This window comes from Pseudoalteromonas luteoviolacea (assembly GCF_001750165.1).
Taxonomy (GTDB): Bacteria; Pseudomonadota; Gammaproteobacteria; order Enterobacterales; family Alteromonadaceae; genus Pseudoalteromonas; species Pseudoalteromonas luteoviolacea_G.
On record NZ_CP015412.1, the window covers coordinates 700169 to 719623 of the forward strand.

Genomic DNA, 19455 nt, shown 5'->3' on the forward strand with positions numbered 1-19455 from the left:
TATTAATATACCGCATAGGTGATCCCTACCCTTAAAAAGTTATACACCACTATATTGTTGCCTGTATTGTTGGGGGCTCATGTGAGTTGTTTGAGTAAACGCGCGCCTGAATTGACGGCCGCTTGAGTAACCGCAGTTTTGTGCAACAATTTCAACGCTATTATTACTGTGTTTCAACAACTGTTTTGCATGGCCGATTCTGATGTGCTGGAGGTATTCTCTAGGAGAGATGCCGAGGTGTACAGAAAAAAGACGACTTAATTGACGCTGTGACAAGTGTGCAATATCGGCGAGTTGTTCGAGCGAATAATGCTCTGTGACATTGCTACAAATCGCGTCTTGCACTTTGTGAATACTGCGATGCATATGATTGCGATATTGCAGCCAGCTACTGAGCTGAGGATCTTGGCCAGTTCGACGGAAATAAACCAGCATTTCTTGCGCCACTTGGGCGCCGATATGCTCACCGTATCGAGTGGTAACATAATAGATTGCCATATCGATCCCCGAACTAATGCCAGCACTGCTAATGATATTCGTATCTTCAACAAATATTCTATTATCTAATACGTGGCATTGCGGAAATGCTGTGCGCATTGTATCTATGAGTTGATAGTGCGTTGTGCAGGATTTGTTAACTAATAGCCCCGCTTTTGCAGCCAGCACAGCGCCAGAGCAGATGGTGAGGACCGTGTGATCTGCGATGACGTTTTTTAGCCATTGAATAGTCTCTCGCGCATCTTGAGTTGAATATGAATCGAAAGCACGATGGCAACCAGGCAATACTATGATGTCTTCAGGCGCTAATGTTGGCGGTAAAGATGCTAGGTTGGCTAATTGCAACCCCCCATCGCAGCTTAGCTGCTCAGATGCACTGACATAGCTTATTTCGTAGTCTAAAAAACCTAAGCGTTTTGCTTCTATAAATACTTGTAGAGGGCCTGCAAAATCGAGTGGGAGCGTGTCTGCAAGCAAAACAAAATAAATAGTCACTGGTTATCGCCATATTGAAATTAGATGGAATTATGAATAATTAAGTGGCGGTATATCCTTTATAATCAAGGGGTACCGCCAGCTAGAAACATTAATAGTCTTTGTGAGAATGAATGGAAGCGAAACGATTAGCAAGTACTAATTCTGTTCTGGCTTTGATTTCATCTGAAGCATAATCTACTCCTGTCACTGGGCAAGTCATATCAAAGGTCAGTGTTGCATCAGTGACAAATTCAACGTTAAAGCCTAAATCAAAGGCAATACGTGCAGTGGTTTCACAGCATTGCTCTGTGCGAATGCCGGTGATCACTACTGTATCGATGTGATTTCGCTTCAACCATGTTGCCAGCCCTGTATCTGTGAAAGCATTGTGGACTGATTTATAAAACACTTTGGTAAATGAAGTTGGTAAAAAGTCCATAGGTTCAACCAAACCTGAATCCGGGTTAAATGGGCTGTCAGTCGCATCCTCTCGACTATGTAGCACTTTAATAATCGGCAAATCAGCGCGGTTAAAATAGTAAATTAGGCTCCCTAGACTGGTTTTGAAGTCGAAGAAATCTTTCTCTTGCCAATAATCCGTTTTAAAAAATGAGTTTTGTGTATCAATTATGATAAGTGCTTTGCTCATCGCATTTGTCCTATATCGGTTACTGTGTTGTAACCAGTATAAAAAGTCAGACTCTGCGCGTAGATACCTATTCCCGACAAGCATCGGACAGATTAAGACATGTATAATGACAGCACAAATTGACTAAGAAAGTTGAAGTTAAAAAGCTAAAAAAAGAAGTTAAGCAACGCATCAAGAAGATCGCAAAGCATGAAGCAAAGATTAAAAAGCTGAAAAAAGGGATTAAAAAGGCTTGAGGATAAATGCTCATCTAGTAAGGCAGCGCAAGGCTGCCTTTTTTGGTTATGCGAGTATGGTAAAACGAGCCTTACAAACGACACGATTGCATCTACACTTTAAATGAAGTGAGGAAATTCTATGATGCTCAAAATTGCGGTTTGTTTTTTGACAGTAATGTTAACGCATATGGCTGTGGCTAAAGGGCCGAAGCTAGTTTGGTTTACTGAGGATTACCCGCCTTTTAACTATCATGTAAATGGTCAAGTTGAAGGGATTGCTATCCAAGCATTGAAGCTTATTTACCGTGATTTAGACTGGGACTTTGACGATAACGACGTTATGTTATTGCCTTGGCCTAGGGCCTATCAGATGACGTTGTCCAATCACAATGCTTGTATTTTTTCTATGACTTACACAGAAGAGCGTGCCAAGCTTTTCCAATTTATTGGCCCGACGATGGATAATCATATTGCAATTATTGGCCACAAAGAAACGAGCTATCACTTATCGAATTTAAGAAGCATTGGCGATTTAAAGATTGGGGTTGTGAAAAATGACATTGGTCATCAACTACTCCGCCAGTCCGGGATTGATAAGGAAAGTTTAGTATTCTTGGCGTCCGGCTTTGAGTTAGTTCAAATGTTAAAGTTAAAGCGCATAGATTTAATTGCGTATGGGGATGTAATTGCACGCTATCAGTTTAAACGGGCTGGAATAAACCCGAAGCATTACCGAATTGTGATGCCACTGCGCTCTTCCTATTTAGGGTTTGCATGCAATAAAGCGATAGATAAAAAAATAATTGATCAGATGAATGATGCACTGAAGGTGATCAGAAGCCGTCAGCCGGAGATATTTGATCCAGAGTACTTTTACGGCCAGACCGAGTGAGCATCATGCTCACTCTTAGTTGCCTTAATTAACGTGCTTTTAATTAAGCACCTGGGCCACATTCTAAACAATGTTTAATGATATCTGGGCCGAATTTCAGCTTTGCATTCACATTACGCAGTGCTGTTCTGACACCTTCTTCTATCACGGGATGATAAAAAGGCATATCAAGCATTTGTGGTACGGTCATTTTATTTTGTACCGCCCATGCCAATAAATGTGCAATGTGTTCGGCAGCCGGACCAATAAACTCAGCACCTAGAAATAACCCAGTGCCCTGCTCTGCATAGACGCGCATATGGCCTTTATTTTTTAACATAACACGGCTTCTGCCCTGGTTTTCGAAACTGACTTCGCCAATTTCATAGCACCCACATTCACCATAATTTGCTGTCAGTTGTGCGTAATTATCACCAATCATACCGATTTGTGGATCACTAAACACAGCTGCGATAGGCGTACGGCGTAATCCATTTCGGATGTCAGGAAAACGTCCGGCATTGACGCCTGCAATTGTGCCTTGATCAGCGGCTTCATGCAGGAGTGGAATTTGATCACTCGCATCACCTGCAACAAATATGTGACTATCACCACATTGCATGGTGTGTGGATCTGCAATCGGCACGCCATGGTCTTCTAATTCTAGTGAGGTATTCTCAAGGCCAAGCTGATCTACATTAGGTACCCTACCCGTTGCAGCCAGCACATAATCAAATTGCTCAGTTTGAGGTTGCCCTTGTTTGTCGACATAAGTTAGTTGGGCTTTACCATCAACGACTTTCATGTCAGATACTTTTGCATCCGTATCGACATAAAACTCTTCGGCAAATACTGTGTTTGCGTAGTCACGGATCACAGGGTCGGTGAGCGGGCCAATATTGCCCCCAACGCCAAACAATTTGACGTTGACTCCAAGCCTATGAAGTGCCTGGCCAAGCTCTAGTCCAATGACGCCTGGACCAAATACCGCAACTGACTCTGGTAAATCTTGCCAGTCGAATACATCATCGTTGATGATGAGTTTATCTCCAAATGCTAAAAATGGTGGTGGAATGTTTGGTCTAGAACCTGTGGCAACCACAAAGCGTTTAGCAGTAATAATGGTATGGTCATCGATTTGAACGCGATGATCATCAAGAAACTTAGCATGACCGATGATGCGATCTTCATCTGGTAACTCTTCTACAGCCTCGACCACAAATCCGACAAAACGATCTCTTTCACTACGGACACGGGCCATTACTGCTTTGCCATCGATTTTTGCCGGTTCACTCATGACGCCAAATTGAGGGGCTTGCTCGACATGATGAGCAGCTTCAGCAGCAGCAATTAACAGTTTACTTGGCATGCAACCTACACGCGCACAAGTTGTCCCATATTTACCTGACTCGATCATCAACACGTTGGGTGTATGTTGCTTTGCATTACGATAAGCACTCAGGCCAGCAGTACCTGCACCAATCACAACGACATCTGTTTCAAGCTGTTTCATTATTACCTCACTAAAGATTGGAAATGTGGTTTAAAGGGGCTGTCATGCCCCTTTACAGTGCTGGGGTTTAGTTATTTTCAAAGTACGTGGTTAAATCATCTGAGCCGCCGATGTGTGTGCCACCGATGAATACCTGAGGTACTGTCTCACGGCCAGATAAGGCTTTTAAGCTGGTTAAACTTGCTTGTTGGCCAAGTACTAATTCTTCGTAAACCAACCCTTTTTCGCTTAGCAGTGCTTTCGCTTTAGCACAGAATGGGCAACCGGGTTTAGTAATAATGGATACCGGCTCTGGTTTTTTCTGTTCTGGGTTGATGTATTCAAGCATCGTGTCGGCATCAGATACTTCAAACGGGTCACCAGGTAAGTCTGGCTCAATGAACATCTTTTCAATTACGCCATCTTTTACCAACATCGAGTATCTCCAGCTGCGCTTGCCAAAGCCTAGGTCACTCTTGTCTACAAGCATGCCCATACCGTCAGTGAATTCGCCGTTTCCATCTGGGATAAGTGTGACATTTTCGGCTTCTTGGTCTTTCGCCCATGCATTCATAACAAACGTATCGTTGACAGACATACATACAATGTCATCTACGCCATTTTGCTTAAATACATGTGCAAGCTCGTTGTATCTTGGCAAATGTGTTGACGAACATGTTGGTGTAAAAGCACCTGGTAGTGAAAATACGATGACTGTTTTACCTTTAAACAATTCATCTGACGTAATGTGTTGAAACTCTTCACCTACACGAACTGGGAAAGTAACTGATGGTATGTTTTTGCCTTCAATGTTATTTAGCATTGTATGATTCTCCTCTAAAGTTGATGGAGCTATTATGTCGCTGAATCTTTAATTTGTATATTTGATTGAATTAATCAAACCAATCCAAAAAATTGATGAATTAGATTTTCTTATATCAAAACATATTCAAAATATAGACGTTAAATGACAAATTGATTAGCTTACTTTTAAAGTGACAGTCTTAAAATTTGGCAGTATGGGTGAGGCGAAAGTGACCAAATTTGATAGGCATTTGAACACTTGGGTGCAGGCAATAATGTTAGGGTATGAGCAATGTGATCAGGACTTGATAGGTAGAGTAAATTGAATCACTACGCCACCTAGTTCACTGTGCAAAGCTGCAATACTGCCTTTGTGTAGTTCGATGATTTTTTCACAGATTGATAAACCAAGACCTGAACCACCTAAATCTCGGCTGCGAGATTTATCGCATCGATAGAGTCGCTCGAACAGTTTTTCTAGTGCCTCTGTGCTGACCCCAGGCGCGCTATCTTCAAAGGTGCACACCACATTGTGCTGTTGCTGAGACACCATTATTTTAATTTGTCCTGGTTGGTCTGTGTAATGCACACTATTACGCGCTAAATTATTAAAAACTTGATTTAACCGGCTGATATCGCACTCGACTTGTAGCTGTTCAGACAATTGGTTGATGTACACCACTTCTAAATCTGATGAGTCAATAATCGGGGAGATGGCGATAGTTAAGTCATCGAATAGAGATTTTGCTTGGCATAGCTCAAACTCAAGGCGCAAGTTATCGGTATCGGCTTGGGCCAATTCATAAATATCCGCAATCAGTGTATTGAGCATATCTAGCCTACGTTGCAGTACCTTGTAGGTTGTTTTAGGATCTTCAGTTAAATTATATTCTAGCGCTTCGATATTGAGTTTTAGTACGGTTAAAGGTGTACGCAATTCATGTGAGACATCTGCAAGCAGCTGTTGTTTCAGGCTCAGGCTTTGGTTTAATAGCTCAGCTTCCTTCTCCATCACGCGGCGGCGTTTTAAGTGATACAGATAAAATAGCAGGATGAAGTTGATTAATATGATAATCGCGGCTGCTAACACGACAGTGCGAGTTTTAGTGTCCTGCTGTTGTTGCGCTAAACCAGCTTGTAATTCGTTCACCTCTAGTCGTTTGAGGCCTATCTCGCTATTGAGTTTTTTAGCTTCTAACCGAGTAGTTATCGCTTGCTGATTTAATTGTTCTTTGGTTGCAAAGGCACGCTCTTGATAATGAAGGGCTTGCTCAAAGTCATTTAAGTTTTTATGGGCAACAGACAGACTTTGCAATACCGTCAAGTTATCTTCTTCACTGACTATATCGAGCAAAGTTGATAAAAGTTTTATAGCCTTTGAAGGTTGTTCATAAGCTAATGCCTTACCCAGCTTAACTTGAAATTCTTGGTAGAGCTTTTCATTATCTTGCCTATCTAGCTTATCTAAACCCAATGTAATGAGTTGAATGGCTTTTGCATAGTCGCCATCTGCCAGTGCAATTTGCCCTTGTACCGCTTGTGCTCTAGCTAGGTTTCTTTCATTCTCAACTATTGAAAATAACGAGCTTGCTTGGGCAATGGCTATTTGCGCAGCGTCGAGGTCATTGAGCTCTATTTGTAATGTCGCTATATGAAGCTGAGTCACACCCATATAGTTTTTATCATCGAGCTTTTTATCTATGTCGTAAGATTTTTTTAATGCCTCAACAGCGGCATGATAATCTGAGAGCTTTTCGTAAATACGTGCAAAACTATAATAAGTAGATGAGATGTGCGCGAGACTGATGTCCGGTTCACCGAGTTGAAACTCCAACTGCTGATTAAGCACATCGAGTGATTTGTCCAGTTGGTGAAAATCTCTATATACCCTTGCTTCTGTGCTTAATGCCGCACTGAATAAGTGTGCATTGCTGATTTTATTCGCCGTGTCTTTGGCCTGAAAAACCTGTGCCAGTGCTGGGAAGTAATCTTGTTGTTGCGATAGTACGTTGGCCAGCATTCTATGCGCGTGGCTTTTCATGCGCAGGTCGTTAGATTGGGCAAATAGGGGGATTGCTTGCTCAAAATGTTGCTTTGCATCCGTATGTTTGCCAAGCAGTATAGCCAAGTCCCCTGCTACCCAGTGATATTTACCCAAATAATTAGTATCAGGGAATTGTGCTAGGTGAATAGCAAATTCATCGAGCCGAGTGGCGGCATTTTGAAATTGGTTTGTCCTTACCAAATGTAAAGCACTGCGATGCAATACGTAGGTACGCTGTGTCTGTGTTAAATCGGGATCTGCAAGTAAAGTGCGCGCATCTTCTAAAAGGGCGGTTCTGTCTTTTTTGCCTTTGGCCTCAGATTGCGTTTTATATTGAGCAAAGTATTCAGAGGCATGTGCAATAGAGCTGATTGTTGAAAGAGACAATAAGCACGTAGAGATAAAAACCTTAAACACTGAATTCCCATAGGTTTAACAAGCAAGAGGATTATATTATGAGAACTTAGAGGTATGGGATATAGGTAATTATTATTAACCATGCTCGATTGCTATGCATTTTTTTCAAATAAGTGACGAATTTAGCATAAGTCCTAATAGCAATTTATGGTGCAATGTACATAGGCTCAGTATTTTTCATCGCTGCGCGCAGCCTAGAAGCGCGCGCAGCTGTAAAGTTTTCTACTTATGTTACAGAGTAATTACCTATCAATATTTAAGGTCGATACATGTGTGACATTTGAGATTTTGACATCTCCGGAACCATCTTCAGTAATTTCTAACTTGTGACTGTCACTGACAGCGATATCACCTGACTGATCTTCAATGGATACTTGGCCCTTTGTTTGCGTTACCCAGATGTCACCAGAGCCATCATCGATGGTCACGTTTTTTGCAATGTTTGAGATTTGAATGTCTCCAGAGTCGTCTTTTAGCGCCACAGATTGACCCCCGACAATGTCAATTTGGCCTGAACCATCCTCTATCTCTATATCACCCACAATCTTTCTTAAGGTAATGTCGCCTGAGTCATCTTCAATGACGACAAGTTGACCGGAGTTTATGTCGATATCGCCAGAACCATCTTGTATTCGCACATCTTTCGCCGCGTTGGCGACAGAAATATTACCAGAGTCATCATTGATGTGGATGTCCCCCTGAATGTGCGCAAGCTCTAGGTTCCCTGATCCATCTTTTATACGAACGTTTTGAGTGACATTGGTGACGGTAATGTAGCCAGAGTCATCATCAATGTGGATATGTCCATCAATATCTGCAAGCTCAATGTGACCTGAGCCGTCATCAATTGTAGTATCTTTTACATTAGAGACCCGTATCGCACCTGAGCTATCGTCTATATCCAGTATCATATGTTCAGGCACGGTTACTTGAATACTGATTTGAGGGCTTTTTCCTGAGTACCAAGCAACACCGACAAATGCATCATGCTTTGCAATGAGCTTTGCCGAACTGCCCTGTTTATCTAATGTCAATGTATAAGTTCTGTCTGGCGCAGTGGTGATGTTTGCTGTCAGTGATATAGATGTTGCATCTTTTACGCCTTTGACAACAATATCGCCAGCACCGTTATTTATGCTTAATTCAGTGAGACCACTCGATGGTAGAGAGAGCGATTTCGTATAGTCCACTAAGTCGCTTTGAGCATTGCCATTGACGTGAACTACACAGCCGCTTAGCATCAATCCGGCAATGATTGGGGTAATTATTTTTTTCATCTTTTTGGACTTTTTTATTTTGTTTGATTTGAGATAGTAACAGCAAATACGGGACCAAATTAGAAAAATCATAACTGCATGATTTATATGGGTTTAGTTAGTTCTGGTTGAGTTGAGGAGTGGTTTTTTTGACTAAAATATAGTACTTTAAATAACTATTTCGTCAACTTGATGTCATCGCTCTGTCAATTTTATACTGCAAATTAAATAGAGAGATCCGGTTATTGAGGTTGGCTGCATTGCAAAATGTGACGATATCAGATGCGCTGACACAGCACTTTGAGGTGCAATCCAAACACATAATCAGGCCTGATACTGCCTTGTTTTTAGGTGTCGGTGATGCAAGCTCCGAAGCGTTGGGAAACTCTGCTTGTTTACTTTTGCATAAATCTAGGCCTTGGCTGTTGATTGACTGTGGTCATGATACATTGAATCGATATAAGACGGTATTGCCAGATGAGCTGCCCGAGAGTGTGTTCATAACGCATCTGCATTATGATCATGTCGGCGGCCTTGAGCAGCTCTATTTTAAAGCTGCAATATCTGGTAAAACGGTCAGGTTATATGTACCTGCCTTATTGGTGACTCAGTTATGTGCCATGCTTCGCTATACAAAGTTGGCAGAGTTAAAATCAGATGTTTGGCATACATTTATATTGCACCCTGTGTCTGAATATTTTTGGCACCAAGGGGTTAAAGTTGGTGTGTATCCGGTGCGTCATCACGCACCAAACTCGGCATTTGGATTACATATCTCAGGGGTAATGTTCTACTCTGGTGATACTCGCCCTATTCCTGAATTACTCTTGCATGTCACATCAGATAGTGAAATTATTTTTCATGATTGTGCTGTAAAGGGCAACCCAAGCCACAGTGGCATAGATGATTTACTTCGAGAATATCCTAGTAAATTAGTGAGTCAATTGTGGGTATACCATTATCATAGTGAGCAAGATATTCGCTATTTTGAACGTGCGGGAATAAAGTATGTAACTGCCTTAAGCCCGATAAACCTACCTTAACGTGATGACTGTTTTCTGTTCATTTTGTGATGTTTTGTACCCATTTGCTGCAAGAAATCGCATTTTAATAACATTTTAACTATTTTTCGTTATACTTGCGTCAATTTAGATTACACTGAGTTGTTTACTTGAATGACTCCCCTCGTTTATGGGTGAATATTTGCACCTTGGCGTACGACTTAGAGTATGCAGTGCGTTTTGATTTATAAAACCACTCATAATTTAGTCGCGTACTTTACGAGCGATAAAATAACAATGTAAAAGGGACCCTATGCAGCTAGTAGAGCTAAAGCCAGATGATCCTAACGTTCAAGATTTATTTGCAGAAATAGATCGCTTGATGAATACCCTCTATCCAATTGCTAGTGACCAATCGCTTGCTTTAGAGGAGCTAAACCAGCCCAATGTGAGAGCGGTTGGTTTAAAAGATGAATCAGAAATTGTGGCTTGTGGTGCCATTGTGAAGCAGTTTGATAAAAAGCTGTATGGTGAAATTAAGCGCCTTTACGTTAAACCCAGTTTTCGTGGTAAAGGCTTATCAAAACGTATTATGCAAATACTCCTGCATTACGCAGGGGATGCTCAAATCCCGTTGATCCGTTTAGAAACAGGCTTAAAGCAAGAAGAGTCTATTAAATTATATGAGTCTTTGGGGTTTGAACGTTGCGAGCGATTTGGTTTATACAGAGATAACCCGCTCAGTGTGTTTATGTCGTTATCCTTGCAATCTGACTAAGTTTTAGACTTCAATTTTATCGTTTGAAAAAAGGGATTTTGTGTCAGTGCGGTGACCTCTGAGATTGTATCTAGCGCTATCAGAATTTGGCTTCTGTTTTGCTCTAATACCAGACATTGTATTCGATGTTCATTGTATACAATGTCTTTTGCCCTTCCTTCATATGTTTTTGTATTCGTTTGAACTTTGAGTATGAAAGAGTTCATACATGAAATTTCAATAAAATCAGTATCCTCACATCGCATTGGCATTTTTCGCATAATAGTTATCTTATTTACTCGTATTATAGCCGTGATGAGCCGTTATTAGGACATAAGATGTCACTGTAAAGGGGTTAGACAAGTGCATAAAAGTTGGCTAGCTTTGAAGTTCGACACTTATTCTATGTGAGTAATAAGGATATAAGATGAGAATTTTAGTGGTAGATGATATGACCTCGATGCGTCATGTGATGATAAATATGCTGAGAAAACTGGGCTTTGACGATATTGATGAGGCGACAGATGGCAAGCAAGCGCTGGTTTTGCTTGGTAAACGTAAATATCATTTGGTTGTATCAGATCTCAATATGCCGCATATTGATGGCTTGACCTTACTCAGTAAAATAAGAGAAACGCCTCGTCTGGCTCAGTTGCCAGTTTTGATGGTGACGTGTGAAAGCAGTAAGGAGAGAGTGCAGGAAGTGTTGCTAAAAAAAGTAGATGGCTTTGTGGTAAAGCCGTTCAATATGGCAACATTAATACAGCAATTAAAAAGAATCAATGTGTTGGATAAACACGGTCAGCTCTGTAGTTAGTGGTATGAAAAGAAAAGGGTGTACTGTGTACACCCTTTATAAATAGCAAAGCTAATATTAATTGGTTTCTGGGAAGCCTCGGTCACGCATTAATGCACTTACATCTGCATCACGCCCACGGAACTTACGGTACGCTTCTGCCGGGTCCATCGCATTTCTCACTGCAAATAAGTAATCTACTAGGCGTTTGGCAACGTCCTTATCGTAAAAACCTCCTGGTGCATTTGCGAACGCTTCCGCAGCATCTGAGGTGAGTACTTCTGCCCATAAGTAGCCGTAGTAAGCAGTTGCATAACCTTCACCAGAGAATACATGACCAAAGTGTGTTGTTCTATGACGCATTACCACTTCACTCGGCATACCAATTGCCTCCAGCTGCGCCTTTTCAAATGCAACAGGGTCGCCAATTTTGTCAGGATCGGTTGTGTGGAACTTCATATCCATGATCGCAGATGCTAGGTACTCTGTTGTTGCAAAGCCTTGATTGAAAGTCGCAGACTCTTTAATCTTTTTAACCAAGGATTGTGGCATTGGCTTGCCAGTCTCGTGGTGCACTAAGAATTTGTTGATCACTTCTTCGGTAGACAACCAGCGTTCTAGTAGCTGTGACTGGAATTCAGTGTAGTCACGCACACCAGAGTTAGAACTTGGATACTTTACGTTTGAAGAGAGTGCATGCAGTGAGTGGCCAAACTCATGGAAGTAAGTCTCAGCATCGCTCCACGATACAAGTGTCGCCTTGCCTTCAGCACCTTTTACGAAGTTTGAGTTATTTGTACTTAGGACATTGGTTTTACCATCCATTGAAGTATGGCTACGGAATGATACTGCCCATGCACCTGAGCGCTTGCCTTGACGCGCAAATGGGTCTAAGTACCACAAACCAATATGTTTACCAGTGGTTTTGTCAGTTACTTCCCATACTTTCACATCTGAATGATAAACTGGCACAGAGCCATCTTGAATCGGTGAAAATTCATAGTTAAATAAGCGGCCAGCAACATAGAACATCGCATCTGTTAGCTTGTCTAGTTGCAAGTACTGTTTAATTTCATTTGAATCTAGGTCATATTTTGCCTTGCGGACTTTTTCTGCATAAAAGCGGTAATCCCATGGTTCAATGGTGAGGTTTGCGCCCTCTTTGTCTGCAATCGCTTGCATGTCTGCCACTTCTTCTTTTACACGTGCAATGGCGGCTGGCCAGACTTTGTCCATGAGTGCGATGGCATTTTCAGGGTTTTTCGCCATGCGGTCTTCAAGGCGCCACTGTGCATAATCTTCGTAGCCAAGCAGTTCAACACGTTCGCGACGTAGCTTTAGAATTTCTGAGATCACTGCTTTGTTGTTGTGCTCACCAGCATTGTTACCACGGCTGTAGTAGTTTTGCCAAACTGCTTTACGTAGTTCACGCTCAGTTGAGTAGGTTAAAAACGGATCCATTGATGAACGAGTATTGGTGATCGCAAATTTGCCAGGTTGGCCTTTTTTCTCTGCGGCACTTGCTGCTGAGTCAATAAACGCTTGCGGCAGGCCAGATAGTTGGTCTTTGGTCAAGAAAGTCGTATAGCCTTCTTCATCAGCCAGTACGTTGTTGCCAAACTGAGTATACAGCTTTGATAATTTCAGATTAATTTCAGCATAACGTTCAGCATTTTTGCCTTCTAGTGTCGCGCCATGGCGGGCAAAGCTATTGTATTGAGTCCAAGTTACACGTTGCTGTTCAGGCGTCAGTGTTTTGTATTCGGCACCTTCGTATACTACCTTTACACGCTGGAACAGAGCTTTGTTCTGGTTACGTTTTGATTCGAATTCTGACATCTTTGCCATCACAATGGCTTGCTGCTCTCGCACTTCAGGTGAAGACAGGTTGGTGATGTAGGTAACGAAGTATGGATACATATTTTGCACAGCACTGCCCGAGCGCTCGAGGGCTGCAATGGTATTTTCAAATGTTGGAGACTCTGGGTTATTAACGATGGCATCAAGCTCAGCAAGTTGCTCTGCAAGCGCAATCTCCGCTGCTGGTACTAAGTCTTCGAGATTCATGTCGCCAAACTGAGGAACTCCTTGATAAGGGCCTGTATATTCTTTCAATAAAGGGTTTGAATATTGTTTTTTTACTTGTTCAACGGATGCTGAGTCTTGTGAGCTAGGAGTGGTGCTGCACCCAGCTAGCGCTAAACATACCGCAGCGCTTAAAAATGACATTTTTAATTTCATAGTATTCTCAGTTTGTTCGATTGATAATTGTGAGTTATTGAGTTGCAATATTGACCACGTACTGGCCCCTATATCTGATTTTACAGGAGATACAAGCTTGCTAATTCGGGAACATACTACTGTAATCAGTGTAAAGTGCAAATTTGATCAAGTGTAAAAGTATTGCAAAATGTGACGACCAAAAAATAGGGTAACTTTGCCGCTTTTAAATCGCTATTCATCGAAATTTTGATGAAATTTACTATTTTTTATATTCTATTTTTTATGAATTTTAATTTTTTTCATAAAACTTTATCTTGATTGTTGGCTAAATTTGAGCCACTTTAGTTACACATACTGTGAACCCGTGATGACATCATGGAAATTGGTATCTTTATTTATAATGGTGTAGAAGCATTGGACTTTTGCGGTCCACTAGAAGTGTTTTCCACTGCTTCACGCATCTCAAAACGTCCTATCAATGTTAGCTTGATAGCGCCTAGTAACTCACCTATTAGAGCACGCGGCGACTTATCGATTAATCCTCATTTTTGTATTCATGGTCACCCTAGGTTTGATTTATTAATTGTTGCTGGTGGCAGACTTGACCGTGTGATAGATAATCAGGCGGTATTAGACTGGTTGGCAGAGACTGCAACGCATACTCGTCACTGTGCCTCTATATGTAGCGGTGTATTTTTGTTTGCAAAAGCAGGCTTGATTGAGGGAAAAACGGTTACAACGCATTGGCAGCGTATTGAAGAGCTGCGTGAAAACTATCCTCATTTATTAGTAATCAATGACAAAAGGTTCGTCACAGATCAGAATTTTACTAGCTCGGCAGGTGTCGCTTGTGGCATTGATATGAGCCTAGATATGGTGAAGAAAAGGTTTGGCTTTGACGTTGCCAGACAAACAGCTCATCAAATGGATTACCTGTGGTCAGAGTTATAAACTCGCCAGTGGTCTTTTTATACTAAAAATTGTATCAAAGCTGCTAATTAATCTAGACTTTTAGCCGATACTTAATCATTGACTAAAGTAGGCGGTGAGGGTAATGAAGGCAAAAAATACAGTATATTTAGCGCAGAGCTTAGACGGGTTTATTGCAGATCCAAACGGTAATATAGATTGGTTGTCCAAAATAGAGAATCCGCAGCATAGTGATCTTGGCTTTGCCGATTTTATGGCGCAGATAGATGCTATTGTTATGGGCAGAAATACGTTTGAGCAGGTAATGCAGTATGGGCAGTGGCCTTATGACAAACCTGTTTTTGTGTTAAGTCAGTCATTAGAAAAGCTGCCTGAGCAGAGTAAAGATAAAGCTTACTTAGTTTGTGCCAGTGAAAAAGAGGTCATATCTCAGCTTCATCAACTCGGCCATTACCGTTTATATGTTGATGGTGGGAAGCTAGTTCAGAGCTTTTTAACTAAAGAATTGATAGATGAGCTAATCGTCATTACGGTGCCTGTTGTACTTGGTCAGGGGTTAAAATGGCTGCCAGACTCTCCGCTCAAAGGTAAAATAAGTTTGTTGGCGACGTCAGTATTACTAGGTCAATTAGTTCAGTCGCACTATCAAGTACGCACAGGTTCGTCTGTGTAAAGGGGGCTGACAGTTGTCTCATCTGCCTTTATATACGTTTGAGTATCATATAATCTTCAAATTCATCTTCAGAGTACGTTTGGAACCCTAACTTGTGATAGAGACGCTGCGCAGGGTTTTCTTTTAACACACTCAGGTGTGCAGGAATGGTTGGGTAACGATTTAAAATAAATCTTAGTACGGCGGTGCCAATTCCTTTATTTTGATATTCAGGCGCAATTTGAAGTTGCATGATTTCAAGGTGGTGTACTGTTGCCCTATACCTCAAGCAGCCCACTTTATTTTCATCAATGAATACTAAGTTGGCATAATGATAATACTCCTCCAATCTACTTAAATGGGCCTCATGACACAAAAATATCCCCAGTCGTTCTAGGTGCTCTGTCATCGTTTCCTCTCGCAGGGCGAGTAAATAGGGCTTATCAGACTCTAAGGCACGCTTTAGAGTAATGTTCATGCTTTATCCTTGCGATTTTGAGCTATGTACTTGGCATGTGAAACGCAATAAATACAACTATTAATGTATGCCATCAAGATGACAAACTGTGCATAAAGCAATGAGATTTACTAAGCACCACTATTTTAAGTTTGGAAGATTAAAAAAATTATGGCAGTGCTCGTCAGGTAATTATGGGGTTTTTGAGATTACATTATGAAAGTCGAATTAGTCAGTTACGATGAAGCGTGGCCTAAAGAGTTTGAGCGAGAGCAAGCACATTTATTATCGCTTGTAAGGCCTTGGCTTCATGGCACAATAGAGCATGTCGGTAGTACCTCAGTACCGGGTATGTCTGCAAAGCCTATTATTGATATTATGGTTGGAGTGCGCAGCCTCAATGAGTCAATTGATGCGATAGAGACTTTGCGTACACATGGATATTGCTATTACCCATATAAACCTGAGTACATGCATTGGTTTTGCAAGCCTTCACCGGAATTTAGGACACACCATATTCACCTGATCCCTTTTAAGAGTGCGTTATGGTACGAGCGGGTCAAGTTCAGGGATATACTACGTACAAATGATACAATCGCTAAGCAATATGCACAGTTAAAACATTCGCTTGCACTTGAAAATTGTCAAGACAGAGAAGCGTATACTCGTAAAAAGTGGCCATTTATTGAGAAGGTATTAGGGTATTAATTTTTGCCATACTCTACTTTTTTAATCTTGAGCATGGCAATTAAAAAGGCTATCGACTGACAAATCCACCGTTTACAAACAAAGTTTGTCCTGTAGTCCATTGCGATTGCGATGAGCAAAGGAAATCGACCATAGGTACGATGTCTTCAATGGTACCAAGTCGACCAGCGACACTAGCACCGCTTAAATAGGCGACAGAGTCTGTATCTTCTTGTTTATGAAAAAAGTCTGTATCAATAGGCCCAGGGCAGATCATGTTGACAGTGATCCCACGTGCGCCGATTTCTTTGGCAAGCGCTTTGGTGAAATGCTCTACAGGAGCTTTAGATCCCGCGTAGAGTGCATAGTTGCCGGTAAATGCGCTTAAAAGAGAAGTGCCTATATTAATTATTCGGCCATTATCTTGAAGTATTTTAGCCGCTTCCTGCATAACAAAAAAAACACCCTTAGCGTTTATGTTAAATAGTGTATCAAAGTCAGACTCTGAATAATCAAAAATGCTTTTTTGCATACTTGACCTGCATTGTTGATCACGATATCAATTTTGCCGAATGATTCTAACGTTTGTGCAAAGAGGTTTTTGACTTGGTCAGTGCTGCTTAAATCGGCTTGGACTACTGACGCCATTCGCCCTAACTGAATGATTTTTTCAGCAGTATTTAGTGCATGTGTGCGCGCTTTCACTGTGGTAATGAATGACAATATCACAACCTTGTTTGGCGAGACTGAGTGCAAATGCTTGGCCCATGTTTTTTGCACCGCCTGTAATGAGTGCCACTTTACCTTGCAACGGAGTATTCATGCTCTATTCCTTGTGAAGTTTATTTAATCACTAAAACTATAGTGGTTTTTGACTGTTTTCATTATTTTCTTTAATGATAGACTTAAACTTTTCAACGTGATTTATATGTGCGAGAGGGTTTCATGCAAACTGTGAGTATTTTTGTTGATGTACAAAATATCTATTACACCACAAAGAGCGCCTATAAACGTAACTTTGACTACAATCGCTTTTGGGCTGAAGTGACACACAATAGACAAGTTATTCACGCCTATGCTTATGCTATTGACAGAGGTGATGAGAAACAGCGCCAGTTTCAGAATATTCTCAGGGCCATAGGGTTTGAAGTTAAGCTAAAGCCTTTCATTCAACGTGCGGATGGTTCCGCGAAAGGGGATTGGGATGTCGGGATCACTATTGATGTTTTGGAGTCGGCTAAGCAATCAGATTTAATTATTTTGGCGTCAGGAGATGGTGACTTTGACATTTTGCTTAACACTGTTCGTGACAAGTATCAGACTGACGCACATGTCTATGGTGTCCCTTCGTTAACGGCAACAAGTCTAATGAACGCAGCTTCTGAGTATATCGCGATAGAATCCGAGTTACTTTTGTAGCAACGGTTGCAATAAGCGGTTGTTGTGGAACCACTTATTGCAAACTATTAGGGATCAGATTATTTTTTTAACGTGTTGTTTAGCGTGTGGCACGCATGGCCATGTAAGTATCCCTTAACTAAAGTCGTCATTGACTGTTTTAGCCAAGCTGGGCCCTCATCTGTCATATCATTGTGTTTTGACTGAGGCACTTTGATCACGCATACAGGATAAGTTTGCGATTCTTTTTCTGTATATAACACACCTTTATCGGCAGGGAAATCACTACCGCGAATTGACAATACTGACACTGAAGGGTTGCGTGGAAGTGGTACTCGCCTATGATCCAGCGTGACTAGTCCGGACACATAAGGGGCGCCTTGATTAATTAGCAAAGAGGATATGTCTCCACCATTAGAATGGCCAAACAGTAGTAAGTTATTAAAATCATAGTTTGGATAGGTTAATTTGAGCGTGTTACGAACAAACTGCAACGTTTTGGCTCCTCGTTGCCAATTTTCCTGTCGGGTTTCGTATAAATTACCTGAGACGGATAAGGGCGGATCTTCTTTGAGTTCATGACGAATTGCCACGGATAAATAGCCTTGTTGTGCCAATGTTGTGCTAAGAAATTGATAATCTTGATGTGATACACCGTATCCAGCACTAATAAACGCAACTGGGCATGGCTTTTTGGCATTGCAATCAGTTGTATGAGTTGGGGGGGTAATTTCAATAGGAATAGACCTGTTACGCGCCTCGTCATGTAGCAGTTGGGCATTATCGCCATAGGCATATGTAGTTATCATTGTTATCAACGCAAGTACTAACTTGTTCACCGTGTTACTTTCCTTATTATATTGAGCGCAGCGAGTATAAGCTGCGCTCAATTAATAGTAAATGTATGAAAAGTAAAAGCTTGTCATCTGTAAATGGGGTTTACAGTGACCATTTTAAAGCGTACCAAATAATCCGGCATGATAATCTCTTACTGCTTGCTGTAGTTCAGCCTGCGTATTCATTACAAATGGGCCCATGTGGGCAATTTTTTCATTAATAGGCTGGCCTGCCAGCAGTAATAATCCAGCTTCATGGTTTGCAGTTTCTATCACAATGGGGGATTTGGCATCCAAAGTGAGTAATTGACCTGCCCGATGAGACAAATCTTGTAATGACCCTGTGTGAATATAAGCGATGACTTTACCAAAATGTGATAAATCCAGCTTTATTGAGCTACATTTTGGCAATGTTATATCACTGATAGCCCCTTCACCTGCTAAGTCATTTAACCCGGAAGAAATGGTTTTTTCTCCCACCGTCCATTCACCAGCAAGCGCTTTGAGCGTCGCACCTTGGGCATTGGTCAGTGAGGGTAACATATGCTCACTAGAGTCTTGATATTTAGGTGGATCCATCTTGTGCTTTGCGGGCATATTGAGCCAAATTTGAAATCCATGCATACCATGTTTGGCGTCAGCGAGCGGCATTTCAGAGTGGACTACGCCACGACCAGTGCTCATCCATTGTACTTCGCCTGTACGAATTGCTTTTTTATTTCCCATTTGATCTTTGTGCTCAAAACCACCTTGGCGAATATAGGTAAATGTTTCAATCCCTCGATGAGGGTGAGGTGGAAAACCGCCAATATAGTCTTGTGCATTGTCAGATTTGAGTTCATCTATCATTAAAAAAGGGTCGATACTTTTACCGTCAAACCCAGCAATCCGTTTAATTTTTACACCTGCACCATCTTGTGTCGGTTGTGCTTTGGTTACTTTTATAATTTGCATAGCTGTCTCATTTACTATGTGTGAATGACCTTACTTTA

Annotated in this window: 20 protein-coding genes and 1 pseudogene; 8 read left to right on the plus strand and 13 right to left on the minus strand. The window is 41.4% G+C overall.

Annotation, left to right across the window (positions count from 1 at the left end; all coding sequences use genetic code 11):
• Window positions 1-39: 39 nt before the first annotated feature.
• Together S4054249_RS23490 and S4054249_RS23495 are read right to left on the minus strand one after the other, a co-directional pair.
• Entirely contained in the window at window positions 40-993 is a 954-nt protein-coding gene (locus tag S4054249_RS23490) for a GlxA family transcriptional regulator (RefSeq protein ID WP_046356792.1), read from the minus strand.
• 91 nt (window positions 994-1084) lie between these two features.
• On the minus strand, window positions 1085-1624 hold the full coding sequence (locus S4054249_RS23495) for an isochorismatase family protein (RefSeq protein ID WP_046356793.1): 540 nt from the start codon (window positions 1622-1624) through the stop codon (window positions 1085-1087).
• Window positions 1625-1981: 357 nt separating this feature from the next.
• On the opposite strand from S4054249_RS23495, the gene S4054249_RS23500 reads away from it, so the two are divergent.
• Window positions 1982-2734, plus strand: a complete 753-nt coding sequence (locus S4054249_RS23500; RefSeq protein WP_046356794.1) for a substrate-binding periplasmic protein — start codon at window positions 1982-1984, stop codon at window positions 2732-2734.
• A gap of 43 nt (window positions 2735-2777) precedes the next feature.
• On the opposite strand, the gene S4054249_RS23505 is transcribed toward S4054249_RS23500, so the two are convergent.
• From S4054249_RS23505 to S4054249_RS23520, 4 genes are all read right to left on the minus strand, one after another.
• Window positions 2778-4226 (minus strand): dihydrolipoyl dehydrogenase, encoded by a 1449-nt coding sequence (locus tag S4054249_RS23505; RefSeq protein ID WP_046356795.1) that lies wholly within the window; start codon window positions 4224-4226, stop codon window positions 2778-2780.
• Between the two features lie 67 nt (window positions 4227-4293).
• Window positions 4294-5028, minus strand: a complete 735-nt coding sequence (locus tag S4054249_RS23510; protein WP_046356796.1) for a glutathione peroxidase — start codon at window positions 5026-5028, stop codon at window positions 4294-4296.
• A 279-nt stretch (window positions 5029-5307) separates the two neighbouring features.
• Window positions 5308-7470: an ATP-binding protein gene (locus S4054249_RS23515; RefSeq protein WP_052961008.1), complete on the minus strand. Its 2163-nt coding sequence runs from the start codon at window positions 7468-7470 to the stop codon at window positions 5308-5310.
• A 242-nt stretch (window positions 7471-7712) separates the two neighbouring features.
• Window positions 7713-8747 (minus strand): DUF4097 family beta strand repeat-containing protein, encoded by a 1035-nt coding sequence (locus S4054249_RS23520; protein ID WP_052961009.1) that lies wholly within the window; start codon window positions 8745-8747, stop codon window positions 7713-7715.
• A 230-nt stretch (window positions 8748-8977) separates the two neighbouring features.
• On the opposite strand from S4054249_RS23520, the gene S4054249_RS23525 reads away from it, so the two are divergent.
• Complete coding sequence (locus S4054249_RS23525; RefSeq protein ID WP_231103343.1) at window positions 8978-9769, plus strand: MBL fold metallo-hydrolase; 792 nt, start codon at window positions 8978-8980, stop codon at window positions 9767-9769.
• A 271-nt stretch (window positions 9770-10040) separates the two neighbouring features.
• Window positions 10041-10505 (plus strand): GNAT family N-acetyltransferase, encoded by a 465-nt coding sequence (locus S4054249_RS23530; protein WP_046356797.1) that lies wholly within the window; start codon window positions 10041-10043, stop codon window positions 10503-10505.
• Here the strand turns inward: S4054249_RS23530 and S4054249_RS27345 are convergent.
• On the minus strand, window positions 10502-10765 hold the full coding sequence (locus S4054249_RS27345; RefSeq protein WP_046356798.1) for a Rho-binding antiterminator: 264 nt from the start codon (window positions 10763-10765) through the stop codon (window positions 10502-10504). The two genes, S4054249_RS23530 and S4054249_RS27345, sit on opposite strands and share 4 nt — an antisense overlap.
• A gap of 146 nt (window positions 10766-10911) precedes the next feature.
• Between S4054249_RS27345 and S4054249_RS23540 the strand changes: the two genes are divergently transcribed.
• Window positions 10912-11301 (plus strand): response regulator, encoded by a 390-nt coding sequence (locus S4054249_RS23540; RefSeq protein ID WP_046356799.1) that lies wholly within the window; start codon window positions 10912-10914, stop codon window positions 11299-11301.
• Between the two features lie 57 nt (window positions 11302-11358).
• Here S4054249_RS23540 and S4054249_RS23545 read toward each other — a convergent pair whose 3' ends face one another.
• A complete protein-coding gene (locus S4054249_RS23545; protein WP_046356800.1) occupies window positions 11359-13521 on the minus strand; it encodes a M3 family metallopeptidase in 2163 nt (720 codons plus the stop codon).
• 357 nt (window positions 13522-13878) lie between these two features.
• Between S4054249_RS23545 and S4054249_RS23550 the strand changes: the two genes are divergently transcribed.
• Window positions 13879-14454, plus strand: coding sequence for a DJ-1/PfpI family protein (locus S4054249_RS23550; protein ID WP_046356801.1), 576 nt, complete (start codon window positions 13879-13881; stop codon window positions 14452-14454).
• Between the two features lie 103 nt (window positions 14455-14557).
• Window positions 14558-15106, plus strand: coding sequence for a dihydrofolate reductase family protein (locus S4054249_RS23555; protein WP_046356802.1), 549 nt, complete (start codon window positions 14558-14560; stop codon window positions 15104-15106).
• Window positions 15107-15134: 28 nt separating this feature from the next.
• Here the strand turns inward: S4054249_RS23555 and S4054249_RS23560 are convergent, their stop codons facing one another.
• Window positions 15135-15563: a GNAT family N-acetyltransferase gene (locus S4054249_RS23560; RefSeq protein ID WP_046356803.1), complete on the minus strand. Its 429-nt coding sequence runs from the start codon at window positions 15561-15563 to the stop codon at window positions 15135-15137.
• Between the two features lie 195 nt (window positions 15564-15758).
• Here S4054249_RS23560 and S4054249_RS23565 point away from each other — a divergent pair, with 195 nt between their 5' ends.
• Entirely contained in the window at window positions 15759-16250 is a 492-nt protein-coding gene (locus tag S4054249_RS23565) for a GrpB family protein (protein WP_046356804.1), read from the plus strand.
• A gap of 49 nt (window positions 16251-16299) precedes the next feature.
• Here S4054249_RS23565 and S4054249_RS27060 read toward each other — a convergent pair.
• Together S4054249_RS27060 and S4054249_RS27070 are read right to left on the minus strand one after the other, a co-directional pair.
• Window positions 16300-16877, minus strand: a pseudogene (locus tag S4054249_RS27060) (SDR family oxidoreductase).
• Between the two features lie 22 nt (window positions 16878-16899).
• On the minus strand, window positions 16900-17052 hold the full coding sequence (locus S4054249_RS27070) for a hypothetical protein (RefSeq protein WP_230851943.1): 153 nt from the start codon (window positions 17050-17052) through the stop codon (window positions 16900-16902).
• Window positions 17053-17174: 122 nt separating this feature from the next.
• On the opposite strand from S4054249_RS27070, the gene S4054249_RS23575 reads away from it, so the two are divergent.
• A complete protein-coding gene (locus S4054249_RS23575) occupies window positions 17175-17648 on the plus strand; it encodes an NYN domain-containing protein (RefSeq protein WP_046356805.1) in 474 nt (157 codons plus the stop codon).
• Window positions 17649-17707: 59 nt separating this feature from the next.
• Here the strand turns inward: S4054249_RS23575 and S4054249_RS23580 are convergent, their stop codons facing one another.
• Entirely contained in the window at window positions 17708-18466 is a 759-nt protein-coding gene (locus S4054249_RS23580; RefSeq protein WP_230851944.1) for an alpha/beta hydrolase, read from the minus strand.
• 114 nt (window positions 18467-18580) lie between these two features.
• Window positions 18581-19417 carry a pirin family protein gene (locus S4054249_RS23585; RefSeq protein ID WP_046356806.1) on the minus strand — a complete coding sequence of 279 codons (837 nt, stop codon included), beginning with the start codon at window positions 19415-19417 and terminating at the stop codon, window positions 18581-18583.
• Between the last annotated feature and the right edge of the window lie 38 nt (window positions 19418-19455).

Bases quoted from the DNA above. Each gene is read 5' to 3' on its own strand.
- S4054249_RS23495 (WP_046356793.1), bottom strand. From the start codon at position 1,624: ATGAGCAAAGCACTTATCATAATTGATACACAAAACTCATTTTTTAAA.
- S4054249_RS23500 (WP_046356794.1), top strand. From the start codon at position 1,982: ATGATGCTCAAAATTGCGGTTTGTTTTTTGACAGTAATGTTAACGCAT.
- S4054249_RS23505 (WP_046356795.1), bottom strand. From the start codon at position 4,226: ATGAAACAGCTTGAAACAGATGTCGTTGTGATTGGTGCAGGTACTGCT.
- S4054249_RS23510 (WP_046356796.1), bottom strand. From the start codon at position 5,028: ATGCTAAATAACATTGAAGGCAAAAACATACCATCAGTTACTTTCCCA.
- S4054249_RS23520 (WP_052961009.1), bottom strand. From the start codon at position 8,747: ATGAAAAAAATAATTACCCCAATCATTGCCGGATTGATGCTAAGCGGC.
- S4054249_RS23530 (WP_046356797.1), top strand. From the start codon at position 10,041: ATGCAGCTAGTAGAGCTAAAGCCAGATGATCCTAACGTTCAAGATTTA.
- S4054249_RS27345 (WP_046356798.1), bottom strand. From the start codon at position 10,765: ATGCGAAAAATGCCAATGCGATGTGAGGATACTGATTTTATTGAAATT.
- S4054249_RS23540 (WP_046356799.1), top strand. From the start codon at position 10,912: ATGAGAATTTTAGTGGTAGATGATATGACCTCGATGCGTCATGTGATG.
- S4054249_RS23545 (WP_046356800.1), bottom strand. From the start codon at position 13,521: ATGAAATTAAAAATGTCATTTTTAAGCGCTGCGGTATGTTTAGCGCTA.
- S4054249_RS23550 (WP_046356801.1), top strand. From the start codon at position 13,879: ATGGAAATTGGTATCTTTATTTATAATGGTGTAGAAGCATTGGACTTT.
- S4054249_RS23555 (WP_046356802.1), top strand. From the start codon at position 14,558: ATGAAGGCAAAAAATACAGTATATTTAGCGCAGAGCTTAGACGGGTTT.
- S4054249_RS23560 (WP_046356803.1), bottom strand. From the start codon at position 15,563: ATGAACATTACTCTAAAGCGTGCCTTAGAGTCTGATAAGCCCTATTTA.
- S4054249_RS23565 (WP_046356804.1), top strand. From the start codon at position 15,759: ATGAAAGTCGAATTAGTCAGTTACGATGAAGCGTGGCCTAAAGAGTTT.
- S4054249_RS27070 (WP_230851943.1), bottom strand. From the start codon at position 17,052: ATGAATACTCCGTTGCAAGGTAAAGTGGCACTCATTACAGGCGGTGCA.
- S4054249_RS23575 (WP_046356805.1), top strand. From the start codon at position 17,175: ATGCAAACTGTGAGTATTTTTGTTGATGTACAAAATATCTATTACACC.
- S4054249_RS23585 (WP_046356806.1), bottom strand. From the start codon at position 19,417: ATGCAAATTATAAAAGTAACCAAAGCACAACCGACACAAGATGGTGCA.